The sequence below is a fragment of the Brucella cytisi genome, from assembly GCF_038433355.1.
In the GTDB taxonomy this organism is placed as follows: Bacteria; Pseudomonadota; Alphaproteobacteria; order Rhizobiales; family Rhizobiaceae; genus Brucella; species Brucella cytisi.
This window is the reverse complement of record NZ_JBCAUP010000007.1, coordinates 1-24,277: the sequence shown is the minus strand read 5'-3', so window position 1 is coordinate 24,277 and position 24,277 is coordinate 1. Positions and strand designations below refer to the sequence as shown.

Genomic DNA, 24,277 nt, shown 5'->3' with positions numbered 1-24,277 from the left:
ATATGGCAGGCGGGGCGCAATTTCTTGATTTTGCAGAAGCTCGGGACCAGGCAAAAAGCTTTCTCCCCAAAGCACTGTTTGACTATATTGATCGAGGAACCGAGGCTGAAACGGCCATTGCGGACATTCATCAGGGGTTCGCAAGCAGACGTATCATTCCTCGTGTTTTGCGTCCCGTGTCAGCTCCGGATTTGTCAGTTGAGTATTTGGGCGGTATCCATAATTGTCCGTTCGTGATTGCACCGACTGCACTTGCCGGCATGGTGCGGCATGATGGAGAGGTTGCGATGGCACTCGCAGCCAGGCAAGCGGGCCTGCCTTTTGTGGTTGCAACACAATCATCGACAAGCATTGAACAGATTTCCGCGAATGCTCTCGGGAGCGAGTTGTGGTTTCAGCTTTATGTCTGGCAGGACCGTAACGAGACCTGGAAACTGCTGGAGCGAGCCAGGATGTGCGGGGTTGAGACACTGGTACTGACGGTTGACACACCCGCATCACCCAAGAAAGTCCATAACCGTCGCAACGGGTTTGGTGTCCCGTTGGAGCCTTCAGCAACGCTGGCTATCGATCTCATGCTACATCCACGGTGGTCATTAGGCGTTATGGGGCGTTATCTGATGCGAAAGGGATTTCCATCCTATGCGCATTATCCTGGCGAGGTCTCGACCGCTATCAGTGGTTCCATCCGCGACCCGCGCTTTGCTCTCGACATGGTTCTTGATCTGAATTTTCTCAGGGAGCTTCGTGGGCGTTGGCCGCATAAAATGCTCATCAAGGGGATTCTTTCGGCGGATGACGCCATCGAGGTCTTCAAGCTGGGTTGCGATGGCGTAATCGTATCCGCGCATGGTGGCCGAAATCTTGACAGCGCTGCTCGACCGCTAGACGTGTTGCCAAAAATTAGAGCTGCCGTTGGTCCAGGCAAAGTGCTCTTCGCCGATAGTGGTGTCCGACGCGGTTCCGATGCGGCAAAGCTGCTTGCTGCAGGAGCAGACGGGGTGTTTCTTGGACGGGCGCCACTCTATGGGTTGGCGGCGGGTGGTATGCCCGGTGTAGTCCAGATGATCGAGCAATTCAGAGAAGAACTCAGCCTTTTTCTAGCTTTTGCCGGTGCCGAAAACATCGCTGCACTCGGCCAAGCCGAGTGGATCGGTTAAACTGAAACTCCACCAGATATTAAAGATCAAGTCACAGGTAATACAATGCTTTCCAGGCCAAGCACCGATGATGATTTCCTAAATGACCTTCGACAAGCGATTGGCGGCCAATATGTGTTGACGGATGCGCATGACAAAGAACCCTATCTGGCCGACTGGCGCGGTTACGGGAAGGGTGAAGCTTTAGCTGTTGTCTTGCCTGCGAGCACTGAACAGGTTTCAAACCTCATGCGGTTGGCCGATATTCATGGGAGCAAAATTGTGCCCCAGGGAGGTAACACCGGACTGTGTCAGGGTGCTGTACCGTCCGCTAGGGATCGTACAATCGTGATAGGACTGCGTCGTCTCGATGCAGTCCGTGAAATAGACAAAGCGTCAAATATCATTGTTGCAGAGGCTGGTTTGACATTAGTGGCTGCACATGATGTGGCATCAACTGTCGATCGCCGCATTCCTTTGCATCTTGGCAGCGAGGGCAGTGCACAATTGGGCGGCCTTGCATCGACTAATGCAGGTGGAACCGGTGCGTTGCGATATGGCCCCATGCGAGATCTTGTTTGTGGGATTGAGGTGGTGTTGCCCGACGGACAGGTGCTAAGCGATTTGAAGGCACTTCGCAAAGACAATACAGGCTACGACCTCAAAAACCTTTTCATCGGTGCCGAAGGTACACTGGGCATTATCACGGCGATAGCATTGCGCTTGCAGCCCATCCTGCGTTCTTCGGGGCATGCCTGGATTGGACTTCAGGATCTGGATGCGGCCGTGTCCATTCTAACGGGATTGCAAGATCGCTTCGATACAGCCGTACAAGCAGTAGAACTCTTGTCAGGCAGTCAGGTTGATGTGGTTCTTCAGCATATTCCCCGTTCAAGACATCCGCTGGAAAGTCGCCCCGAATGGTCGTTGCTGGTAGAACTGGGCAGTGCAGATCCAGTTGCTGAGTTGAATCAAGCATTGGAAGAATGGTTAGCTGAGCAGTTTGAGACTGGAACTATTGTGGATGCCTTTATCGCCCAAAGCCACGCACAAGCTGAAGACATTTGGCACCTAAGGCATTCAGTTTCGGAGGCAAACAAGGTACATGGACATAGCCTTTCACACGATATTGCCGTTCGTCCGACACTCGTGCCTGAACTTATCAGGCGCGCCAGCGCTGCCGTTCATGAAATTTGTCCCAAATCGAAAATACTTATTGTTTCGCACATTGGAGATGGAAACATCCATTTCATCGTGCATTTCACACACGATCAATGGTCCGCTTTTGAAGAAGATGCTGTAGTATCTGCACGCATTATGAAAATAATCCATGATGTTGTGGATGAACTAGGGGGCACCTTCTCGGCCGAACATGGGATTGGTCGCAAGTTGGTAAAAGAACTTGAGTTACGATCAGATCCGGTCAGTCTAGATCTTATGCATTCCCTACGAAATCTCATTGATCCTGATTGCAAAATGAACCCTGGGAGCATCCTGTCAGTCAGACGGGGATATGATGAGCTAGCCAGCTGAGGCTATTTCTTTCCTTTGTGGAACCTGACACAGCTATCGCCACCTATTAAGCTTCAGGATGTAGGCTAGTTCAGGAGTGATCTGATCAGACTATTGCAATGCCATCGGTCGTCCAGCAACGATGTCCTGTAGCTCTCCGCGTCGTGGTCACGGACAAACTGCGTTCTTATGGTGCCGCCAATCGGGCCACCGCTCCGCCGCGAATTTCGCCAAATCGCCAATATTATCTGGCGCGATATCGCTGGCCCGTAATCTGCTCACCTGCTACATCGTACATCAACATAAACCCGGGAACAGGCTAAGGTCATGGGGCGTCGCCGAGTTCCGTACGATGATAACGCCATGCTTATGATGGAGACGGTGTTAGTACAGTCGCTCGCCGTCCATAATACTTGCCAAACTAGCCGTATGAGTACGCCCGGAAGTCACTCTGCTTCCGGGCTAAAGATATTAGACAGATCCTTCACCCGGGCATTTAGCGCTGAACGAAATCCAGCAGATCGGCGTTGACCAGTTCGGGGTGCGTCGCGAACAGGCCATGCGACAGATCTGGATAGGTTTTGAGGGTCCCGTTCTGCAGAAGACCGATTGCTTTATGAGCAGACGCGGCAATTGGAACGACCTGATCATCTTCGCCGTGCATCACCAGTACGGGGATGTCGATCGCGTGCAGATCGCCGGTGAAGTCCGTTTCAGAAAACGCTTCGATGGAATCATACTGAGCCTTGGCACTGCCCGCCATGCCCTGACGCCACCAATTGTCAATCAGCCCTTGGCTTATCTCTGCGCCCTTGCGGTTGAACCCGTAGAACGGGCCGGACGGGATGTCGCGGAAAAACTGGGAACGGTTTGCTACCAGTGCGGCGCGGAAGCTGTCGAATACTTCCATGGGTGTTCCTTCCGGATTGGATGCCGACTGGAGCATAACCGGCGTCACTGCACCGATCAGGACGGCCTTGGCAACGCGTCCTGGCTCGGCTTGAGCGACATAGCGCGCGACCACTCCGCCGCCGGTCGAGTGACCGATATGCACAGCGTTCCTCAGATCAAGTGCGTTTACGAGGTCTGTCGTATCGGCAGCGTAAGTATCCATATTATTTCCGGTGTCAGTCTCATCCGAGCGGCCATGACCACGCCTGTCGAACCCAACGACACGATAGCCATGCGACAAGAAGAATAACATCTGATTGTCCCAATCGTCGGACGACAGCGGCCAACCATGATGAAAGACGATCGGCTGGGCATTTTTCTGGCCCCAGTCCTTGTAGAAGATGTTGGTGCCGTCCTGAGTGGTGATTGTAGCCATTGTAGTAACTCCCTGATTTCTGGTTGGTACAGTTGATGGGTTGGGCGGTGCGATACTCAGCCAAACCCTGGTGGTTATGCAGAAGAGATGTGGGGCATATGCAATGTCATTGTGCTGAACGTTGACCAGCGATCAGACAGAGGAGGACGTTGCGGTCGCCTGCCACCTGATCGTCTACTTAATCTGGCCAGGCTGCATTGCTGTGACCGCTTCCTCAATCGGTATAGAACCGCCGGTTACTTCCAGGATTATGCGGTTGACATCAGGTTGCCGCAGCACTTCAACAACAGTGGCGGCAACGTCGTCGCGCCTGATCTCCTCGTGGACCTTGGCGAGGCCGAGATCAACCTGACCCGTGCCTGGCTCGTTTGTCAGTGCTGACGGGCGTAAAATGACCCAATCGAGATCTGTCAGCACCAGTTGCGTTTCAGCACGCTTTTTCGCGACCATGTAATGCTCGAAATCCCTGTCCATGTGGCGTTCGCGCCAGGCCTCCGGGAACACGGAGACCAGAACAAAGCGACGTATTCCGGCAAGCTTTGCCGAGGCTGCCAGCTTGGCTGGTCCGTCTCCGTCGACTTGATCCGTTGCTTCTGGTCCGTCTTTTCCGCCTGCGCCAGCAGCGAAAACGACTGCATCGAAACCACGAAGCGCTTCTGCAAGCTGATCGACCGACATTTTAACGAGGTCTCCAGGTGTGGTGGAGATTCCCTGTTGGGCCAGCGTTTCACCTTTGTGAGAGCTCCTGACGAGGCCAGCAACCTGATCTCCTCGTGCGACCAGCAAGTCGGCCACACGTCGACCGACACCGCCAGTGATTCCTATGACAAAAACTTTCATATTCATTCTCCTTCGATTGATCGTCCATGGGCACCAACGCAGCGGGCTACGGAAGTTCGACAATTCTTCCGCCCTTGCGATGGGGTGCAGGTTGTTCACCAGGAGTGGTGAACGACTTCTCACAGCGGTGCCTGTCCTCAAGCGATCTTCATCGATGCCTGGTGCAAAGCGGTTACGAGAGCCTTCGCTGCTTCAGCCGAGGAATGGGGGCTTTGACCGGTAATAAGCTGGCCATCGACCACGGTGTGTACGCCCCAGTTTTCAACCTTGGAGAAGACAGCGCCGAGGCTGATGAGCTCATCTTCGACCAGGAACGGGACGACATGCGTGAGACCGACGGCTGCTTCTTCGCCATTGGTGAATCCGGTGAGATGGCGACCCTGAACGAATGGCGTACCATCTGGATTGATCACATGCCGAAGCGTGCCGGGTGCATGACAAACAAGAGCGAGCGGCTTGTCAGCTGCGATGAAGGCTTCGAGCAGACTGATCGAGTTGGGATCTTCAGCCAGATCCCAAAGCGGTCCGTGGCCGCCGGGATAGAAAACCGCGTCAAAATCCCTTTGATTGACGTTGTCCAGGCGCAAGGTTTCCGCGAGTTGAGCATTGGCTGCTTCGTCGGCCTTGAAGCGCCGCGTGAGGTCGGTCTGGAAATCCGGCTCGTCGCTCTTGGGGTCGAGCGGAGGCTGGCCGCCTTTTGGCGACGCGAGGGTGACTTCGATCCCTGCATCCTTGAGGACGTAGTAAGGGGCTGCAAGCTCTTCCAGCCAGAAACCGGTCTTTTTGCCAGTATTCCCAAGCCTGTCGTGGGAAGTCAGTACCATGAGAACTTTCATCGTCGTTTCCTGTAAAGTTGCTGCGTTCATCGGGTGGTTGTTCGAACAACTGCATCGGCCTTTCGATGAAAGAAACATGGCACCGGTCGAGATATTTAAGAAATTTACTTGTTTGATCCCAGATATTCAGGCATCGATATATTACGATGAAGTATGATCTTAATCTGCTGCCAGTTTTTGTGGCACTCATGGAAGAACGCAGCGTGACGCGCGCTGCCGCCCGGCTCGGGATAACGCAGCCAGCGCTCTCGAACTCGCTCAATCGCCTTCGCTACATGCTCCGTGATCCATTATTCATCCGCGAACGATACGGTATCAAACCGACGCAACTTGCCGAGGAGATCGCGCCAACGATTGAAACCGCACTGGCGCAATTGAATGAGGTTATAGTCCATCAGCAGGATTTTGACGCACGGCACGCGGACCGCCAGTTTCTGATCGCGCCAAACAGCTATGTGGAGTTGGTCTTGATGCCAGCGCTGGTCGCAAGGCTGCGTGAACAAGCGCCTGGCATTAAACTTCGTATGACGCCATTCGGCAATGATCTCGCTGAGACCGGCGTTACGTCCGGAACAACCGCGATGGCAATCGGAAGGGTCGTTGCCCCTCCCGACAATCTCGTCGTACAGCATCTCATGGATGAAAGCCTTGCCTGTGTCGTTCGCAGAGACCATCCGGAAATCGGTGAGAGCCTTACCCGCCGTCAGTTTGAGAGGTTGAAGCACGTGAACGTGCTTCCGCCAGGTCGAATCCGCGCTGGTCTGTTCCAGGCGCTGAGCAAGCAAAACCTCAAGCGGGAAGTTGTCGTTTCCGTGACACATTTCCTCGCCGTCCCGGAGATGATTGCCGTTACGGATTACTGTGCGACTTTGCCGTTACAAATCTGTCGAATACTTGAGCGCGATCCTCGCCTGAAAGTGTTGCCCTCTCCAGCAGAACTGGGAACTTTCCCGGTAGAACTGGCCTGGCATGTGCGATATCGAAACGATCCCGCGCACAAGTGGCTGAGAGCGGCAATAATTGATGTCTCACGATCACTTTCGCAAAGCTCTCAACGGACTGGCGCATTGTAGAGAATACGAAGCATCACCTCTGGCGACGACCTTGCAAATGTTTTACAAAAGCCGAAAGCGCCGCCGATTTCTGGTGCCTGCCCGGATAGTAAAGATGATAGCCGGACCACACTGGGCAAAACCTTTCCAGACACGTTGATAGTTGTCCGGATGCCAGAAAATCGACTATGTGGGGTTCGAAACTATAGGCCAATCCCAGGCCGGCCCTGGCAGCCTCAATCATAACGGGTCCGTCGTTAAAGGCTGCAACCCCCTCGACAGGCATCACCATGTTTCGTTCACCTGTACGAAACATCCAGCGGAACGGATCTCCGTGGCTGGCGGTACGGTAGTTAAGGCAATCATGCGCCAGAAGATCCTCAAGCCGTTCGGGGCGACCCCGTCGAGCATAGTAGGCAGGAGATCCAACGATCACGGCCTTGACGTCAGGACCAACCGGAACGGCGACCATATCCTTTTCAAGATGCCCCCCGAAGCGAATGCCGGCATCAAACCCTTCCTTGACGATGTCGGTAAACTGATCGCTGATGTGAAAGTCCAGCTTTACGCCGGGGTAACGGGCGAGGAAATCGGGTAATGCTGGCACAAGGATTGTGCGGGCCGGGTACTCCATCGCAGTTAGTCGCAATGTGCCTGACGGTTGGTCACGCTCAAGCCGGACCTCGGACAACCCGCGCTCGATCTGGAGCAGCGCGGGCGTGACCTGCTGGAGTAGTCGTTGTCCCGGTTCTGTTGGCTGGACGCTGCGTGTGGAGCGGGCAAGCAAGGGGACCCCGACCCGTGCTTCCAGAGCACTGATGGTCTGGCTTAGACCAGACTGCGCTCGCCCCAGCCGCGCTGCCGCTCGAGTGAAACTGCCTGCCTCGACAACGGCCTGAAGGACAAGAAGATCGGCAAGGTCACGGCGATCCATTTATCACCTCAAATGATAGGGTTGTTCATATAAATCATGCTAGCAGATAATTATGCTCCGAACCAAATTATACTCGAAACCAATTTCAACGGGAGATTTGAAATGAACTGGATTCGAACTGTTCCGACGTTGTTAGGTATCGCGGTCGCCACCACAATGACTCTCCCCAATACAGCCGCGGCGGCGGTCAACAATATCGTCCTTGTCCATGGCATGAACATGGATGGTGGGGCCTGGCGCGCGGTATATGAACGATTGACTGCCGATGGCTATAACGTCACGGTGGTTCAACTACCCATGACTTCAATTGAAGATGATCTTGCATCAACGCGTCGTGCCATCGATGCCCAGAAGGGCCCTATGGTACTTGTTGGTCATTCCTACGGGGGATTGGTCATCAGTCAGGTTGGAACGCCCGCGAGCGTCAAGGCTCTGGTGTATGTCGCGGCGTTTCAGCCGAAGATTGGCGAAAGCCTGGCATCTCTTAACGCATCGGTTCCATCCAGAATGCCACAGGACGCCCTTCGGATCTTCGACGACGGCTATTAAGTCGTCAAACCTGAAGTATGGATAGCAGACGTGGCAAATGGCTTGAAGGCATCTGACGCGCAGTATTCGGCCATGTTTCAGACACCGGCAAACACATCTATTTTTGAATACAAGGCGAAAGCAGCAGCGTGGCAGAAAATCCCGACCTGGGTGGCTATCGCGACCGAGGATCGTACCCTTGCGCCAGAACTTCAACGACAGATGTCTGAACGCTCTGGTGCGCGGCAGGTAAATATTGCGGGTGGACACCTGTTACTTCTGTCGCACCCCGACGAAGTTGCCGTCCTCATTGAAGAGGCCGCCGTCGCGGTAAAGTAATATGTCTTTCTACCAGTCTTCGATCCATTAAAGGTGAGGCAAAAGTGTTTTAAACCGAGGTGATAATCAGGACGTTTGACCTGCAATCAGGCGCGCGGGCCAGCAGCAGATCATCCGAATCCTCGCGGGATACCCCTTCCTTCAGGTGGGGGAGGAACGCGAGAGCGGCACTTGGCCGCTTCCCCTGTGATTTGACGTAATCAGCGACGACGGACAGTGGTGCGCGCCCGCATGATGCTGCGAAACAGGACGGCGACCACAGGACGCCTTTGCGATAGCGGCCTGTAATTTCCGGGCGGCTTTCGCGCAGCAGGCGGCTGGATACGCCTTTCAGGCTGTTGACCAGTTTCGACAGCGCTACCTTTGGCGGGTAATGCACCAGCAGGTGAACGTGATCGTCCTCGCCGTCGCATTCGATCAGTTCGGCTTAACGGCAACTGGCCGGAGGTTCGTTTGCCCAAGATCGGCTGGGTGCGGTTTCGCGATACCCGCCCACTGCGGGGCAAGGTGAACAACGCAACAATCAGCCTTTGCCCGAACGGCTGGCATATCGCCTTCTCGCTTGCCATTGAGCACGTGGCTCCCACCAATATCGCGCCTGCCGTCGGCATCGACCGTGGTGTTGCGAATACGCTGGCGCTGTCCACGGGTGAACATATCTCGGTCCCGGCCAGTCTTGCCGATCTTTACCGAAGACAGCGCAGCGGGTGCTATCCCGCCGCAAGCGCGGATCACGGCGTTATGCCAAGGCCCGCAAACGCGTCGCTGGTTGTCACGACTGAACGAAGTGAGGCGCACTTTTGAGTGAATTCTTCTGGCGTGGGCAGTGCAGTGGCAAGGTCTGAAAGCGACCGGGCAAAGTTTTGCTGCGGTTCATCGCGAGTTACGGCCGACCGAATTCCATGCCCGGCAATGTTGCTGGTGATGCGCCATTGCCACAGGATATGGAGAAGTAGTTTCCTTTGCACAAACCTGGCCTGGCGCTGTCAAACTATGGGTTGAATTCCTGCCATATGCTTTGTATGGACCGGCTGTTCGAAAGCCAACGAGGCTTTTTCTGGAAAGGGAGCACGACGATGCAAGACATCATCCTTCGCCCCGTGAGGGCTTCAGCCTAGTTCAGTCTTTACTGACGGATGCTGATTGAACTGTTGGTTCTGCCAGCAGACATTATCCCGTATCCAGAGTTTTAAATTATGGGCAATCAAACTGAGGGCTTCGGCTCTTTCGACGCCGGTGGAGATTCTCCGGCAACTTTTCGTCGTTTTTATTCCGGGCAAAGCTGGATTGAAGGCGAAGCGCTTCGGCAGCTTGAAGAAATGTCACGCCTTGATGGAGTACAGACGCTTGCTGCCTTTCCCGATTTGCATCCGGGAAAATATGGCGCTACAGGCGTCGCCCTTCTATCTGATCGTTTGCATCCGCTGCTGATCGGCAATGATATCGGTTGCGGTATGTCACTTTTCGCACTCGATTTGCCATTGCGTAAGTTGCGTATCGATAAAGCTGAACTGCGACTGAGAGAACTGGAACAACAACAGATTGGCGATCCAGTGGAAGCTCTGTCTGCTCACGGCCTGCCGCATGATCTTTCCCCAGAGGCTTTGGGAACCATTGGCGGTGGTAACCACTTTTGCGAATTGCAGGCAGTCGATCGGGTTTTCAAGTCAAATTCCGGACATCTGATCGATGATCAATATCTTTATCTTCTGGTTCATTCGGGTTCTCGCGGCGTTGGAGCTGCAGTACTTGCGGAATTCCTCGCCTGCAACGAAAATCCAAATACCGGGTTCCAGAGGGACGATCCCGTTTCTGCCCAATGGATGGCGATGCATGATCGATGTGTCACGTGGGCAGCGTTGAACCGGCGCTTGATCGCAGAACGCGCCGCACGAGCGTTACGGGCGGATCTCACACTCGTTGCAGACGTGCCGCATAATCTGGTGCGCTTTCTGCCCGAGGGAATCGTTCATCACAAGGGCGCTGCGGCGACCAGGGGCGGCGATCTCGTTCCAATTGCTGGATCGCGAGCAAGCCTCAGTTACGTGGTGCGTGCTCGGGAAGAGGTGCAACAGTCTCTGGGCGCCATTTCTCACGGTGCAGGGCGAAAATATGATCGGGCGAGCATGCGCGGTCGTGTGGGTGCGTCACGTTCGCACCGTGAGCAGTTAGCGCGTAACGATTGGGGTGGAAGGGCAATCTGCGATGACCGCTCCCTCCTGATTGAAGAAGCAGCCTCCGCCTACAAGGACTGCAGCCAGGTTGTAGCGGATCTGGAGGCGCATCAGCTGGTAGAACGTGTTGCCGCTATGCGTCCGCTCGTTACTTACAAGAAAGCCGTCGATCGACCGGGAAATTCTCGCGAAACATCTGACAGGCGGAACAAGAGGGAGACGCGCAATGAAAAGCGTTGATCTACTTATATCATCGGGGAGCGGGCCCGCGGAATGCCGTATTGCGGTCGGGCGTTTAATCGATATTCTTTCCAGGGAAGCAGAAAATCGCGGTTGTCTGTCCGAAGTTACATCGGAAATCGCAGCCGATAAATATGGCCCTAAATCTGCTCTGATAACTCTGGAGGGAGAAACAGCTGAACAGATCGCGCAGGAATTCTGCGGAACAATAAGGTTTGTGTTCAAGAGTTCTGTTCGACCGCAGCATAAACGGCAGAACTGGTTTATTTCGGTGAGCCGGATAGCGCGGCCAGCGGTTGAACAGACCGCCATTCGGCCTGGTGACGTTCGCTTTGAAACGTTGCGTGCTGGTGGACCAGGCGGTCAGCACCAGAACACAACTGACAGCGCTGTACGCATTGTCCATATTCCGACGGGCATCCAGTTAATTGCTCGCAATGAGCGATCCCAGCATCGAAACAAGGCAATGGCGCTGGAACGTCTGGGGATGGTTCTGAAACACATGCAGGATGACCAGATAGAAGATGCAAAGGTTGCCCGTCATCAGGAAAACCGCAACATCGAGCGCGGAAATGAGGTGAAGAGCTACCGTTTCTGACAGATGTAAAAGAATGGCCCGGATAACCGGGCCATTCTGTCTACTACGGTGAAGGAGACCGCTTCTTCTTGTTCCTCCATGGTGCACTCTTCTGCCAGTCTCCGGCCATGATCGAGCCATAGGGAATGACCTCATCGACGATCTCGGCCAGTCCGTATTCTCCGATCTGTGACTTGACCTGTGCGGCGTTCTTGTAAGCACCGGGAAGTTCCGAAACATCAGCGTTGCCACTGAAGAAACGAACATCGAGCCCGCTCGTCTCCTTTATCAGAATATCAGCAATGTTGTTGGGGCTCAGCCCGCGTGAATCTGCTCCATATTCCGCTGCCAGCTGCCGCAGATGTGCGGTTCTTGAGAAATTGCGTCCTGCACCGTGCGGTGAGAAACCAAGACCGTGCGCTGCATTCGACCCCCGTACGATCAGGATCGGTTGCGCCATGTTAAGCGGAATGATCGTGAGGTCGGTTGCATCGTCGGCCCATTTGTCGAAAGCCGGTGTTGCTCCCTTGCCGTGATAGAAGAGCCCGTCGGATTTCCTGAATACGAAATTATGTTCGTTCCAGAAACGGTCAGCAACTTTCGCGCCAAGTTTTGACACAGCCATATCGTGAATGGCGAAATGGTTCTCCTTCGTCCACTGACGGACAATCTGCAGCGCCTTCCAGTAATATTCACCTTCCTCGCTTTCAGCTGGAATCCATGCATTCTGCTTCAAGGTTTCCGGCGAGAGAAGCTCGCGGAAGCGATTGGCGATCTTCATACCGCGATCGTAAAGCCGGGCGCCGGGCGCACGCGAACCGTGATGGGTCACAAGCGCGGTTTCGCCAGTTGACTTCATCTGGCCGACATAGGCGAAATGATTGCCGTCACCTTGTGTTGCAAAATGTTCGATAGCGACACTTGCGATCTGGTTCAGATAGGGGTTCGCTTCGAAAGCTGCAAGCGTTGCATCGGATGGCTTGAGCTGAACGCCGCGAGGACGTCCGCCGGGCCCGAAATGGGTCACACCGTGAACGGCATCAAGCAGTTCGTGCGGCGCTACACCGGGCAGAATGGAGATCGCCATCGAACAGCAAATATCAGCCGAGTGCATTCCTGGATGAATTGCTTCAGAAGCGACGACCCCGCCAACCGGGATCGTGCCGATTGGCCCGGACGGACAGGCGTCTGGCATGATCGCCGCCGCGCGAACGCCAGGCGTGCGCGAGACTTCACGCATTGTTGCGCGCACATTTTCAACGTTTGCCTGTTCCGCCGCACTTTCAGCCCGGATATTCATGTGAATATCGATATCGCCGGGTCCTTTCAGCGGTAGTTTCGGAGCAGGTTGCCAGGTCATCGCGACCGCAAGTGCTGCCTCGCGCGATCCGCCGTCACGCAGGACCTGGTTCCCGGCATCGAGTGCGTCACGAAACCATTTGCCCTGCAGTAATCCTGCATCGATCAGATCCTGGCCGCTGAGTGTCTTGATCATTGTCTTTCCTGCTTTTGCAGTCCTTCTCAATTGTCATCGTTTCAAAAATTGTTCTGTCGCCGAGGCGAGGAGAACAGTTTTGCACTTTTCGAAAGTGCATTTGTGAATACGGGCAGCGGCGACAAGGATGGGCGAAACCCGGATGGCCCCGCTCGTGCCAGAGAGCGTATCGCAAAGGAGGAGTCGAACCTGCCAGACCATCCAAGAGTTTGGAGCGCTGTAGTTCCACCCGGCATTCGCAACTGCCCGTCTTCGATCTGGCGACAACTTTCTGAGAAATCTTCTCTCTTGCGAGAGTGCAGAATTTGAATCTGCTCGCCTTGCGGCTTTACCAATGTAGTTCCTCAGGCATTCGCCAGATATTTCCGTTGTCTGCAACGACAAGAATTGGTGAAACGCCTGCTCTACCGCTGATCTACGGGTCCATAAGGAAGGAGAACCCGGCGGGATTCGAACCTGCGACCTGGAGAGTAACGATCTGTAGTTTCGACCGGCATTCGTTGCAGTTGCCCGCACCGGGAAACCCGGCGCGAGCATTCTTTCATTGAAGCTCTACGGCTTCGATCTTTTGCAGCCAGGTCTCAGGACCACTTTCGCCATCGGCAAAAGCTGCAATCACTTCGAAGACGGCATCAGAGAAGCCGCCTATATTAAGCACGTCGTTTCGACTTTGCGCCTGCGTCGTCTGATAGGGCTGGATGTCGAGACACACCAGCTTTGCAGCGGGATTGAGCCTTTTTATCCGGGCCCATTCCTTCATCTTCGTTGAGGCGCTGCCATAGTAGGACTGTTCTACCCAGGACTGGTTATCCGAGATGAACACCACGAGGTCCACCTTTGCCCGCTCGTCGGCAAGTCTTGCCAGAGGTGCAGAGCAGTTGGTGCCGCCACCGCCGATGCTGGCCAGCTTCGCGGCATTGGTCATGACCGAGTCACGTCGGTTCAGGCGGACGTCGACAACGTCATACTCAAACGGCATCACCCGGGCATTCGGGTTTCTTTGCAGAAACGCAGCTGTCATCAGACCGGCCACGTCGATGCAACGGACGATCGAGGTCGCACCCTTGCGATGACCGGTGACGCTTGAGCCCATCGAACCGGAAACGTCCGGGCAAAGAATTACCCGACCGTCCAGCGCCGGCACATTGGCCAGAGCTGCGTTCATTGCCTGTTGAAGCGCCTCGCGAACCTCCTCCGGTACTGCCTCCGACGCCGCTTTCCACGTTGTCATCAGCTGATACGGAAAAACTCTGGCTTTGCGCACAGCTTCCGGATCAGAAAGACGGTGGGCAACCTCCTTTGTCATCCCTTCGACGTCGAATACACCCTTGCGTGCAAAGGTATTCAGATTCTGGCGAACCATCTGCCAGCTTCCGTTTCGTGCGATCCCGGCCCAATGCTCGCGTGTCAGCGGCAGCGAAGTCAGCAGCTGAAACGGAACGTCCGGGACAGGTTTCGTCAGATCGCGCCGAAACTCTTCCAGAGCCTTCACTTCGACTGGGAGCGCTGCGTAGTCGTATGGCTTGCCGATCATCCAGGCATAAAACGCTTTGCGTTCTTCGTTTGCCGGTTTCGGATGGACTATTTTGACGACGTCTGCCAGAGACGGTTCACTGCCGACCATGGCGTTGAGAAGCTGGCGCGTGCTGGCCGTCTCCAACCAGGACTGCACCATCTTCTTTGGCCGCGTTCCAAGCGACTTGCGTCCCATTGCGCCTGAGCGCATGACCTGTACGAAACCGCGCAGCATCTTGCCGCTCTTCACTGCCTGCGGGAATGCAGCAGCAAATGCATTGCTTTGGAGGGTCGAAAGGAGTGCCAGCAGCGTGACCGGCATGTCCTTCATGAGGCCTTTTTGCGCAGCATAAACGGCAAGTCTGGCCAGAAATTCTGGCTCGACCTGGGAACTGAGTTCATGAAGGGCATTCACTTGCGTTTCGCCATCTGCATAAAACGTACCGTTGAAAGTGCCGGTAACTGCGAGTTGAGCCAGGGCTTCCTTCGGCGTCAGCTTATATGCCGGGGCACCAGCTTCGTTCATCGTGTTTGTCGATGGAAGCAGCTTGCCAAGATAAGTTTTGAAGATTGCCTTGTTCACCATGGCGTCACCTTTTTGAATGTTCGTTGCCCTTTACTTGTCAAGAAGCGTGCCAGTTTGCGAAATGGCAGTAAAAAGCCACTGAGAAAACTCATAACATTTTGAAATAACGGGGAAATAAAAATCGAAGAAATATGGCGAGCAATTGTTGAGGAAAGAACCAGCGTGGGATAATCTATCCATTAATAGAAATATTTATATAAAAAGATAAGATGAAAAAACGCGTCGCCTTCAGCATTCTCGGCACAACCCTCGATGTGGGCAAGTGGGACAAACGATGGTCGCGCTGGAGGCCGAATGTTGCGCTCTGCCAGCAGCAGGGCCTGTTCATCGATCGTGTCGAACTGTTGCACGACAATCATTCCGAAATGCTGGCAAAGCGTATTATCGGCGATATCGGCACGGTATCACCGGCAACGGAGGTCAACTGCAACATCGTCAATTATACCAACGCCTGGGATTTCTCGGAGGTCTATACCAAGCTTCGCGATTTCGCCCGCGACTATCCTTTCGATCCGGATGCGGAAGATTATCTGGTAAATATCACTACAGGCACGCATGTGGCGCAGATCTGTTGGTTCCTTCTGACAGAAGCGCGCATTATCCCGGCACGGCTTCTGCAGCTTTCCCCACCACGCTACAAAGACGCTGATCGGGATGCCGAAGTTGATGTTGCCGGTACGCATAGCATCATCGATCTGGATCTATCTCGCTACGATGAGATCGCAACACGCTTTGCATCTGAGCGTGAGGATGCTGCAACTTTCCTGAAGTCCGGAATTGTTACACGCAATAATGCCTTCAACCGGATGATCGATCGGATCGAGCGTGTGGTTATCCGCTCCACCGCACCTGTATTGCTGACGGGCCCGACGGGTGCAGGTAAATCGCAACTGGCACGACGCATCTACGATCTGAAAAAGGCGCAGCACAAGGTCACCGGCCCGTTTGTGGAAGTCAATTGTGCAACCTTGCGTGGAGATCAGGCGATGTCCACTTTGTTCGGTCATGTGAAAGGCGCGTTCACTGGAGCGGTCGGGGAACGTGCCGGCCTTCTCAAATCGGCAGACAAAGGTGTCCTGTTTCTTGATGAGATTGGCGATCTTGGCCTCGATGAACAGGCGATGTGTCTGAGGGCCATCGAGGACAAGCGATTTCTGCCGGTCGGCTCTGACAAGGAGGCTTCGGCAGAGTTTCAGCTGATCGCCGGTACCAATCGCGATCTGGGCGATGATGTTCAGGCAGGGCGTTTCCGGGAAGATCTTTATGCGCGTCTCAATCTCTGGACGTTTCAGTTGCCGGCCTTGCGTGAGCGCCCGGAGGATATCGAACCGAATGTCGAGTTTGAGCTAAAACGCTATCTGGAAAGGGAAGGGCAGAACGTAACCTTCAATAAGGAAGCTCGCCAATTCTATCTTGACTTCGCGACAGGTCCCCAAGGTCAGTGGCATGCCAATTTCCGTGATCTTTCTGCCTCGATTACACGCATGGCCACTCTTGCGCCACAGGGACGTATTACGGCAGATGAAGTTAAAGAGGAAATTACCAGGCTCTTGCGACTATGGCGTTCAAAAGCAGGCGAAGCTCCCGATCACAGGATTATCGAAACGGTGTTAGGGCAAGACGGTGTTGGAAAACTTGATCTCTTCGACCAGGCGCAACTCTCCTCAGTGTTGAAAATATGTGGAGAGAGCCAATCAGCAAGTGCGGCCGGACGCGTTCTCTTTGCGCAATCCCGGCAGGAAAAGAAAAGCGCCAACGATGCCGATCGACTGATCAAATATCTGGCGAAGTTCGGCGTAAGCTTCGAAGAAGTAAGAGAACGGCTACGTGCGGTATTGCTCCCTTAAGACGGGGAATATTGGCCGCCGTGTTCATTCCGCTTCCTTCCAGATTTGATTGAGAATCCAGGCAGCCAGTGCGGTCTTATCTTGCCGCAAACCGTGTTGAATTTCCCTGAGATGTTCAAAGATGAGAAAAGGGGGCGAGATGCTTTTCGACATCGCAACATCTTTTTGGCAATTGGAATTGCACCTGCAAGATGCGTTAGCGGAGATGGGAGCGGTTGAACACAGCTGTCTTTGGGATTCTGGATCAGCTCGACAGGTAGCGCGCAAAGCCTCTATCGGGAGCTGAAATGCAGTCGAGATATTCGCGCTCACAAATCAGGAATGCTCTTGCAGGACAGATGCAGTTCGGCTTGCAGATGTCGGTATCCGGGGGGGTAAATACTCGTTACATATGTCAGTTGCAGGTTTACGTTGTGAAAGGGTTTTTGTGAATTCTTCGGGAGAGACTATGACAGCTGTACTGAATGGAAAAAATCTCCGGCTTCGACGGGCAGTTGTCGAGGATATAGATGCACGTCTTTCCCTGGGTAATCATGCTGAAATAGTCGAGATGTTTGGGGTGAGCCGGGACACGGTACGTCCATTGACGAGAGAAGGCGCAGCTCGATGGACCCAGAGGTTGATCGATCATTCTCATGCATGGGTGATCGAGGCGCAGGGCAGGCTAATAGGTGAGATCAGGCTGGATAATGTTGATTTTCATGACAAGCGTGCCTCCATTGCTATTGGAATACTGGACCCGACACTCCTTGGTAAAGGTCTGGGTACCGAAGCCATTCTGGTACTCTTGAAACATGCTTTCGTCGACTTGCAGCTTCATCGCATTGGTATCCGGGTGCTTGCTTATAACAAGCGTGCCATTCGAGCTTATGGAAAGAACGGCTTCGTGATTGAAGGCAGAGAACGCGAGGCAGCTTTTGTGAATGGTGCCTGGCACGACGATCTAATGATGGGACTGCTTGACCACGAGTTCTTCGCACGAAGTGTGGACCGTGACTCCCAGGCTGACGCTGTTCAAAACGAACTCCAGTCCGGAAAACGCCCTCCAACGACAACGGGCAACGTTCAGGCAATGAATAGACACAAGACAAGACCGAACTGGTCTGGCCGATGAACGTCACGACAGGCATCCAGAACAGGTTGGAAAGTGATAGTCGGAAGCGAGTACGTTTTTGGAAAATTCAAACGTCTGCTTCGTCGTGAAGGACCAAAGATCTGGTCCCACGTATCGTCACATCACGAAATCTAAATCGGCATCGATGAGTATCTTCTTACACGCATACGATAGATCGGCCTCATCACCTCTTACTTTAGCTTCTCGAGGGACGTCTTTCGTTGTTGCACGGTAGAACCACCCAGCATTGAAGAAATTTCCTTGACCCCTCCCGGCACGATGCTATGCGGCTGAAGCCCTGTAATCCACTTCATCTGCACGGTTGTGTCCACGGGTCGATCGAATTTTCCGGTTACAGAAAAGAGTGTTTCAGCCGCTTCATAGCTGACATGTTGCGCCATCATACGAAGCCCGATCGGACTGCGTACCTTTCCATCACTGAAAACTTCAGGCCCGCTCTCGCGATCATCGCGCATTGGAAAGCGAATGAACCCGCCTGGCTCTATTTGTTTTTGAGCTATATCGAAAACCTCCGCAAAGTCCGTGGTCAAGGAAATATCATCCTCCAGAATGAGGCCGGCATCGAGCTTTTGGTCCACAATTGCCTGCCACGCCTTGCGATGGGACAGAAAGCAGGCGATTTCAGAACGTCTCAAACGAAATGGATATTTTGGTGCATGCAAATGTCTTTTATAGACCTGGGCGATGTCATTATCGGTCAGGTTGGCTCCATCAACCGCGTCAATGATTTCCGTTTCAACCGGCAGTTCTTCGATAAGTCCGTCGACGCTTGGCCTTCGATGTGTCGCTCGGGCAAGATGGATGATAAGGGCTTTCACCCTTCCCGAATTGACAAGAGACGAGGTGTTTAGTCCGGGGTCTTTTTCCATAAGTTTCCGATGATTTGAGTTTTACCCCCCAAATCAGTTTTCTGCGTTCTCCCGGAAGGGATGAAATGATCGTCAAATTCCAGAACGCATAAACAGGGCGCCGTCCAGTTGCGAATGATGGCCAATGTCAGGGCAACCGGTTCAGTTCAAATATTCAGCGCGGCATCAACGATACCCAGGAAGACAGTGGTGAGCAAACCACGATTTGTTAGATACGCATATCAGCAGATGATGCAAATTTGCTTTGATCCTGTTGCTTTATCGTATGAAAATATTTCTAGTTTACACGGAAACGTCATGCATATTCCAACCCGGCTTGCTAACCGGTTTTGTCCAATCATATTCTGGAAACGGCATCCAACGAATGCGAATGATGTCCTGAATAGAAAAGCCCGGTTTCAGGTACTCCGGACGCGCCTGCTCGATCCGCTCGCGCTTCCTGGGCGTGTTCATCACTTCCCAAAGATCGATGCGCCGTTGCAGGTTGAGCCAGAAGTCCAGACTGTTGCCGAACACGCGCGCAAGAATGGGCACAGTCGCAGCCGTTAAGTTCTGGCGGTTGCCGCGCAGCTCTTTGATATGCTTGCGCTGGACGCCCGTCGCTTCGGCGAGCGCACCCTGCGTCAAGCCCATCGGCTCCATGAACACTTCGGTCAGAACCCCGCCGACAGTGACCGGCTTGCGCCTGGCGATCAGCTGTCTGCCTCGTTTTCATCGTTAACTGTGATCGTCCAGATAAACTCCGTTCGCTTCACCGAGTTCACCATCCCAGCGGAAGATCAGTCGCCTTTGCTGGTTGACGCGGAACGAATGGATTGCTGCAAAGTGTTGTCTTACCGCATTATTGCTATCCGTTTTCGGGCCGCGAATAAGAAAATTCATATTGGGTGCTCTGTAGTCGTTTAATCGTTACTGAAGTTCAGATGGGTCTTTAAGACGACCTGTCAGTGAGAAGGCCAGTAACGAAGATATGAGCATCACCGCTCCTACAATGAACATTGGCATTTCGTAAAGACCAGTCCAATCCTTAACGAGGCCAGTGATATATGGTGCGGCGAAGCCCGCAATATTACCAATCGTGTTGATCAACGCAATGCCGGCTGCTGCTGCTGTGCCGCTTAAAAATCGCGAGGGAATGGCCCAGAAGTTTGGCAGGGCTGAGAAGATCGCGCAGGCTGTAATCGTGATCATCAAGATGGTGGTGACTGGTGTTGGCATATAGAGTGCAGCAGGAATGGCAATGGCACCGACAAGAGCCGGAGCTCCGATATGCCAGGGACGCACTCCTCGCTTTGCTGCATCGCGGCTCCAGAAATACAGAGCAATTGCGGCGGGCAGGTACGGAATGGCGGTGATCAACCCTTTGTCGAAAACGTCGAACCTGGTGTTGAACTGTTGTTCGAAGCCATTGATGATTGTTGGGAGGAAGAAGGCCAGCGCATAAAGACCATAGATCAGGCCGAAGTAGACGGCGGACAGAAGCCAGACGCGAGCATCCGTCAAAGCGAGCCCTGTCTTGTGGCGACCATGGGTTTTTTCTTTGATTATTTCTTCCCGGGCGAGTGCATCATTGAGCCAGTCACGTTCGTCAGTGGTGAGCCACCTCGCGTCATCTGGCGTATCGGGCAGGTAGAACCAGGTAACGATACCGATAACGATTGCGGGGGCAGCGACGCCAAAGAACATGATACGCCAGCCTTCGAGGCCAAAAGCACCGTGCATGTTGATGAGTTGTGCTGCAAGCGGTGCACCGATTACCGTTGTCAGGGGCTGTGCGAGATAGAATAAAGCGAGAATTTTGTTGCGATGGCGCGAAGGCACCCAGGTTGAAAGAAACAAAATAGCGCCAGGAAAGAAGCCAGCTTCGGCAATGCCCAGTAGAAAACGCAAAATATAGAGCTCGGTTGCACTTGAAACCCAGGTAAACAGGATCGCAACGATGCCCCACGAGACCATGATGCGGGCGAGCCATTTGCGGGCACCAAATTTGTGTAACGCAAGATTGCTGGGCACTTCCAGAATGATATAGCCTACAAAGAAGATGCCAGCGGCAAACCCGAATTGTGCTGCACTCAGAGCAAGATCGGTTGTCATTCCATTCGGACCGGCAAAGGAAATTGCGGTTCGGTCAAGAAAGTTGATGAAGAACATTAGCGCAATGAACGGAACCAGCCGTATCGATATCTTCGATATGGCCGACTTTTCAGTGACTGTCATTTCGTGAGAATTTTGCCGCATTGCAGTTCCTCCCTGCTTTCTGGCCAGCAGGAGCAAACGACTGACGAACACCATTGGATATGATGGATGTTCACAGACACGCGCTCCAAATTTTGCGAAATAGCTAAAGAACGCGACATGCCGTCGCAATCGATTTATTGTCTTCCAATTGTGATAAAATCTCACTGGTATACTCAGATGAAGATGGAGGGTCCCTTGCGTTCGTTACCTTCTTTGAATGCTCTCAAAGCCTTTGAGGCGGTTGCTCGTCATCGCTCGATGACGGGCGCTGCGAAGGAATTGTGTGTGACGCATGGAGCGGTCAGCCGTCAGATAAAATCCCTGGAAGAGACCCTTGGGGTTATGCTTGTCATGCGCAATGCGCGACTAAGCGAGCTCACGCCCGAAGGAGGGCGGCTGGCGACGGGTCTTGCCAGCGCATTTTCCATTATCGAAGGCAGTATCGAGCAGGTGAAGCCTGGCCCCTTGACCCTCTCATGTTCTTCTTCAATCATGATGGAGTGGATTATCCCGCGTATTGGTCGCTTCCATGATCTTCATCCAGGCGTCGAACTTCAGTTCAACATGAATTATGATCGCATTGACTTCATGCGAGACAAGATTGGTATCGCCATTCGCTCAAGCGTGATCAAGCCACCACAAGACGCTGTCATCCGCGACTTGGGGCGGGAAGAGATTGGCCTTGTCTGTGCACCGTCCTATCTAAGGCAAAGTCCGTTGGAGAATTTTCATGAAATTGCGCGAGCCAACGTTCTGGCAACACAGACGCGTCCGGAGGCCTTTTCCGACTGGCGGGAAGCGGTGTGTGCGGATTTTATGCAGCCCGAAGCGAAATCCATATTTCCTCATTTCTATTTGTTGATCCAGGCCGTGCTGTGCGGGCTTGGCGTAGCCGTAGTGCCGCGTATGCTGGTTACCAGACATATAGCATCGGAGCGTCTGGTTGCGCCTTTCGGGTTTCATCCAGGGCCACGTCGGATGCTGCTCTGGATTGCACCTCATAGGGCAGGACAAAGAGATACTCTTGCGTTGGAAAAATGGCTAACCCGCGAGATGCGTTCTCAATCGGAAGATCATTCTGTTCGGTAGCCTTGAGCGAGGCTGGCGCTCAATCGAGAGTGTGATGCACCCGGAATCCTGGAGGATTGCATGCGTCTCCACAAAGACCATTTTCCAGACAGCTTCTATCCGCGGTCGGTTAAGTCTTCGCGTACCGGCCTTTAACGACCGCGATGGACAAATGCCGGGTTTCAGGATCCGGTGCCGAAATTTTTCACCCCAAGCCCGCCTTAGTTCTGGACGCTGAATGGCTGGAAATGCCCGTGTGCGGGTTCGCCCTGCTGCGGATATTTCCTTTTGATATTCAATGTCTTGCGGCTGCAGGTGTGTGCCCGCTGCCACATGGTCTGATTTCAGCCCTGCTTGACGGCTTTCAGGCGCGTATCGCTGAGGAGGCCCTGTTCTTCGAGGACGGGATAGGCCATTGAGGCGAGAAGCGAGTTGATCTGCTTGAGGTCGCGGATCGTGTCGAGATGGATGCTGCTGGTCTCGATGCTGCGGGTGGCGCCTTCGCGCAGTCGGCTGAAATGGCGCATGCTGGTCTGCTTTTCCAGTTCACGCAGCTGGTCCTTTTCCTGCACTAGCTGACGGGCCGTACGGCCATCGCGTGAGACGATCACATTGAACGCCATGTGCGCATTGGCCAGAACCATGGCGTGGAAATGGCTGAGTTCCTTCCAGCCTTCTTCGGTGAATTCCAGCTTGTGATCCATCTTCTTTTGAACATGCGCCAGCATGTTGCGCACGATGATGTCGCCGACCTGCTCAAGCTTCACACATGCGCCCAGCAATTCCTGCATGCGCAGCGACTCGAAATCACTCAGCTCATGGGTTGCAAGCCTGGTCAGATAGAGCTTGATGGCGGCATGGCGCTTGTCCACGCGGTCATCAAGGGCTTCAAGTTCATCGATCCGCACCTGATCGGGCTTCTCATATAGCTCCATGACCCGCCGCAGCATGACTTCGATCGTGTCGCAGACGCCGACCACTTCCCGGGTCGCATTGGCAAGCGCCTGCGAGGGCCGGTCGAGCACGGCAGTGTCGAGCGCGCTATATTGCTCGATCTCGATGGGTTGCTGCGAAGCCGGGCTGCCCTTGTCCGCATTGAGATTGACCAGAGCCTCGGTTGCGCGCAGCACGAGGCCGGAAAGCGGAATACCGGCAATCATCACGATGACATTGAACAGGATATGCGCATTGACCACCTGCGAAACCGGATCGGTGCCGAGAAAGGCGACCGACGGTTTGAAGGTCTGGTAAAGCACGAGCATGATGAGTGACCCGGCGCCGCGCATCAAAAGATTGCCGAGTGGAACGACGCGGGTTTCAGGTGGCGCATGCCGGGTCAGGATCGGGGCGATGATCGAAGACCCCAGATTGACGCCGAGAACCATCACCACAGCGAGCTCTGGATGGATCAGCCCGCGCGAGGCAAAGGTGGTCAGCAGGATGACGGCGGCAACGCTGGAATGAAACAGCCATGTCATGAGGGCTGCGAGCAGATAGGCCGTGATCGGGTCGCCCGACAGATAGTCGACGATGACCGGCAGAAGCTCGCTTTGCCGCAGCGGCTCGGTAGCTTGCCCAGTCATTTCCAGCGACATGATGAGAAGGCCGATACCGACCAGAATGCGTCCGATCTGCCGCCAGTCACGACGCTCGGTGGTCATGAAGATGCCGGTGCCGATGACAAGGCAGAGCGGTACCAGAAGCGTGAGATCGTAGCTCAGGATCTTGACGACGAGGGCGGAGCCAAGCTCACCGCCGCGCACGGCCATGAGGCCTGCGATGCCGCTGACAAAACCTGAACCGACAAATGAACCGACGAGAAGCGTAACCGCTGTCGAGCTTTGCAAGGCGACAGCAAGGGCAAGGCCGAAGGCGACGGAAAGCAGCGGGTTCTGCATCTGGTTGCGCAAGCGTCTGCGCAGCCGGTCGCCATAGGCACGCTCCACCCCGGTCCGAACCATGCGTGTCGCCCAAAGCAGGAGCGCAACTGCACCGGCCAGATGCAAAAGGACCAAAGAACCATTCA

The 24,277-nt window shown here is 54.1% G+C and carries 18 protein-coding genes and 4 pseudogenes; 10 read left to right on the top strand and 12 right to left on the bottom strand.

Going from position 1 to position 24,277, the window contains the following annotated elements:
- The first annotated feature begins 2 nt into the window (after positions 1–2).
- Both AAE521_RS09145 and AAE521_RS09140 read left to right on the top strand, forming a co-directional pair.
- The gene (locus tag AAE521_RS09145) at positions 3–1,160 is read left to right on the top strand and encodes an alpha-hydroxy acid oxidase (protein WP_342061133.1); all 1,158 of its coding nucleotides are present in this window, start codon (positions 3–5) and stop codon (positions 1,158–1,160) included.
- 45 nt (positions 1,161–1,205) lie between these two features.
- Positions 1,206–2,672, top strand: coding sequence for an FAD-binding oxidoreductase (locus AAE521_RS09140; RefSeq protein ID WP_342061132.1), 1,467 nt, complete (start codon positions 1,206–1,208; stop codon positions 2,670–2,672).
- A gap of 475 nt (positions 2,673–3,147) precedes the next feature.
- On the opposite strand, the gene AAE521_RS09135 is transcribed toward AAE521_RS09140, so the two are convergent.
- The 3 genes from AAE521_RS09135 to AAE521_RS09125 all read right to left on the bottom strand — a co-directional run bounded on the left by AAE521_RS09135 (position 3,148) and on the right by AAE521_RS09125 (position 5,654).
- Complete coding sequence (locus AAE521_RS09135; RefSeq protein WP_342061131.1) at positions 3,148–3,978, bottom strand: alpha/beta fold hydrolase; 831 nt, start codon at positions 3,976–3,978, stop codon at positions 3,148–3,150.
- 174 nt (positions 3,979–4,152) lie between these two features.
- Positions 4,153–4,818 (bottom strand): NAD(P)H-binding protein, encoded by a 666-nt coding sequence (locus AAE521_RS09130; protein ID WP_342061130.1) that lies wholly within the window; start codon positions 4,816–4,818, stop codon positions 4,153–4,155.
- A 137-nt stretch (positions 4,819–4,955) separates the two neighbouring features.
- Positions 4,956–5,654, bottom strand: a complete 699-nt coding sequence (locus AAE521_RS09125) for a type 1 glutamine amidotransferase domain-containing protein (protein WP_342061129.1) — start codon at positions 5,652–5,654, stop codon at positions 4,956–4,958.
- Between the two features lie 146 nt (positions 5,655–5,800).
- Here AAE521_RS09125 and AAE521_RS09120 point away from each other — a divergent pair, with 146 nt between their 5' ends.
- Complete coding sequence (locus tag AAE521_RS09120; protein ID WP_071634190.1) at positions 5,801–6,727, top strand: LysR family transcriptional regulator; 927 nt, start codon at positions 5,801–5,803, stop codon at positions 6,725–6,727.
- A gap of 13 nt (positions 6,728–6,740) precedes the next feature.
- On the opposite strand, the gene AAE521_RS09115 is transcribed toward AAE521_RS09120, so the two are convergent.
- Positions 6,741–7,640: a LysR family transcriptional regulator gene (locus tag AAE521_RS09115; protein ID WP_071634189.1), complete on the bottom strand. Its 900-nt coding sequence runs from the start codon at positions 7,638–7,640 to the stop codon at positions 6,741–6,743.
- Positions 7,641–7,676: 36 nt separating this feature from the next.
- Between AAE521_RS09115 and AAE521_RS09110 the strand changes: the two are divergent.
- Positions 7,677–8,507: pseudogene (locus AAE521_RS09110) on the top strand (alpha/beta fold hydrolase).
- 184 nt (positions 8,508–8,691) lie between these two features.
- On the opposite strand, the pseudogene tnpA reads toward AAE521_RS09110, so the two are convergent.
- Positions 8,692–8,934, bottom strand: a pseudogene (gene tnpA, locus AAE521_RS09105) (IS200/IS605 family transposase); the annotation flags it as partial.
- 26 nt (positions 8,935–8,960) lie between these two features.
- Here tnpA and AAE521_RS09100 point away from each other — a divergent pair.
- The 3 genes from AAE521_RS09100 to prfH all read left to right on the top strand — a co-directional run bounded on the left by AAE521_RS09100 (position 8,961) and on the right by prfH (position 11,519).
- The gene (locus tag AAE521_RS09100) at positions 8,961–9,311 is read left to right on the top strand and encodes a hypothetical protein (RefSeq protein ID WP_342061128.1); all 351 of its coding nucleotides are present in this window, start codon (positions 8,961–8,963) and stop codon (positions 9,309–9,311) included.
- 392 nt (positions 9,312–9,703) lie between these two features.
- Positions 9,704–10,921, top strand: a complete 1,218-nt coding sequence (locus tag AAE521_RS09095) for an RNA ligase RtcB family protein (protein ID WP_342061127.1) — start codon at positions 9,704–9,706, stop codon at positions 10,919–10,921.
- Positions 10,908–11,519: a peptide chain release factor H gene (gene prfH / locus AAE521_RS09090; protein ID WP_342061126.1), complete on the top strand. Its 612-nt coding sequence runs from the start codon at positions 10,908–10,910 to the stop codon at positions 11,517–11,519. The genes AAE521_RS09095 and prfH overlap by 14 nt, the downstream gene beginning before the upstream one ends.
- 43 nt (positions 11,520–11,562) lie before the next feature.
- On the opposite strand, the gene AAE521_RS09085 is transcribed toward prfH, so the two are convergent.
- Positions 11,563–12,993: an RtcB family protein gene (locus AAE521_RS09085; RefSeq protein WP_342061125.1), complete on the bottom strand. Its 1,431-nt coding sequence runs from the start codon at positions 12,991–12,993 to the stop codon at positions 11,563–11,565.
- Between the two features lie 541 nt (positions 12,994–13,534).
- Positions 13,535–15,094 (bottom strand): TROVE domain-containing protein, encoded by a 1,560-nt coding sequence (locus AAE521_RS09080; protein ID WP_342061124.1) that lies wholly within the window; start codon positions 15,092–15,094, stop codon positions 13,535–13,537.
- 209 nt (positions 15,095–15,303) lie between these two features.
- On the opposite strand from AAE521_RS09080, the gene rtcR reads away from it, so the two are divergent.
- Positions 15,304–16,941 (top strand): RNA repair transcriptional activator RtcR, encoded by a 1,638-nt coding sequence (gene rtcR / locus AAE521_RS09075; protein ID WP_342061123.1) that lies wholly within the window; start codon positions 15,304–15,306, stop codon positions 16,939–16,941.
- Between the two features lie 448 nt (positions 16,942–17,389).
- Positions 17,390–18,055 carry a GNAT family N-acetyltransferase gene (locus AAE521_RS09070; RefSeq protein WP_342061122.1) on the top strand — a complete coding sequence of 222 codons (666 nt, stop codon included), beginning with the start codon at positions 17,390–17,392 and terminating at the stop codon, positions 18,053–18,055.
- A gap of 191 nt (positions 18,056–18,246) precedes the next feature.
- On the opposite strand, the gene AAE521_RS09065 is transcribed toward AAE521_RS09070, so the two are convergent.
- The 4 genes and pseudogenes from AAE521_RS09065 to AAE521_RS09050 form a co-directional block, all read right to left on the bottom strand.
- Positions 18,247–18,945 (bottom strand): glycosyltransferase family 25 protein, encoded by a 699-nt coding sequence (locus AAE521_RS09065; RefSeq protein ID WP_342061121.1) that lies wholly within the window; start codon positions 18,943–18,945, stop codon positions 18,247–18,249.
- A 408-nt stretch (positions 18,946–19,353) separates the two neighbouring features.
- Positions 19,354–19,641, bottom strand: a pseudogene (locus AAE521_RS09060) (HigA family addiction module antitoxin); the annotation flags it as partial.
- A gap of 21 nt (positions 19,642–19,662) precedes the next feature.
- Positions 19,663–19,767 (bottom strand): annotated as a pseudogene (locus AAE521_RS09055) (type II toxin-antitoxin system RelE/ParE family toxin); the annotation flags it as partial.
- Positions 19,768–19,854: 87 nt separating this feature from the next.
- On the bottom strand, positions 19,855–21,183 hold the full coding sequence (locus tag AAE521_RS09050; protein ID WP_342061120.1) for an MFS transporter: 1,329 nt from the start codon (positions 21,181–21,183) through the stop codon (positions 19,855–19,857).
- Positions 21,184–21,249: 66 nt separating this feature from the next.
- On the opposite strand from AAE521_RS09050, the gene AAE521_RS09045 reads away from it, so the two are divergent.
- The gene (locus AAE521_RS09045; RefSeq protein ID WP_342061119.1) at positions 21,250–22,272 is read left to right on the top strand and encodes a LysR substrate-binding domain-containing protein; all 1,023 of its coding nucleotides are present in this window, start codon (positions 21,250–21,252) and stop codon (positions 22,270–22,272) included.
- A 323-nt stretch (positions 22,273–22,595) separates the two neighbouring features.
- Here the strand turns inward: AAE521_RS09045 and AAE521_RS09040 are convergent.
- A partial coding sequence (locus tag AAE521_RS09040; RefSeq protein WP_342061118.1) for a Na/Pi cotransporter family protein occupies positions 22,596–24,277 on the bottom strand: 1,682 nt, incomplete at its 5' end.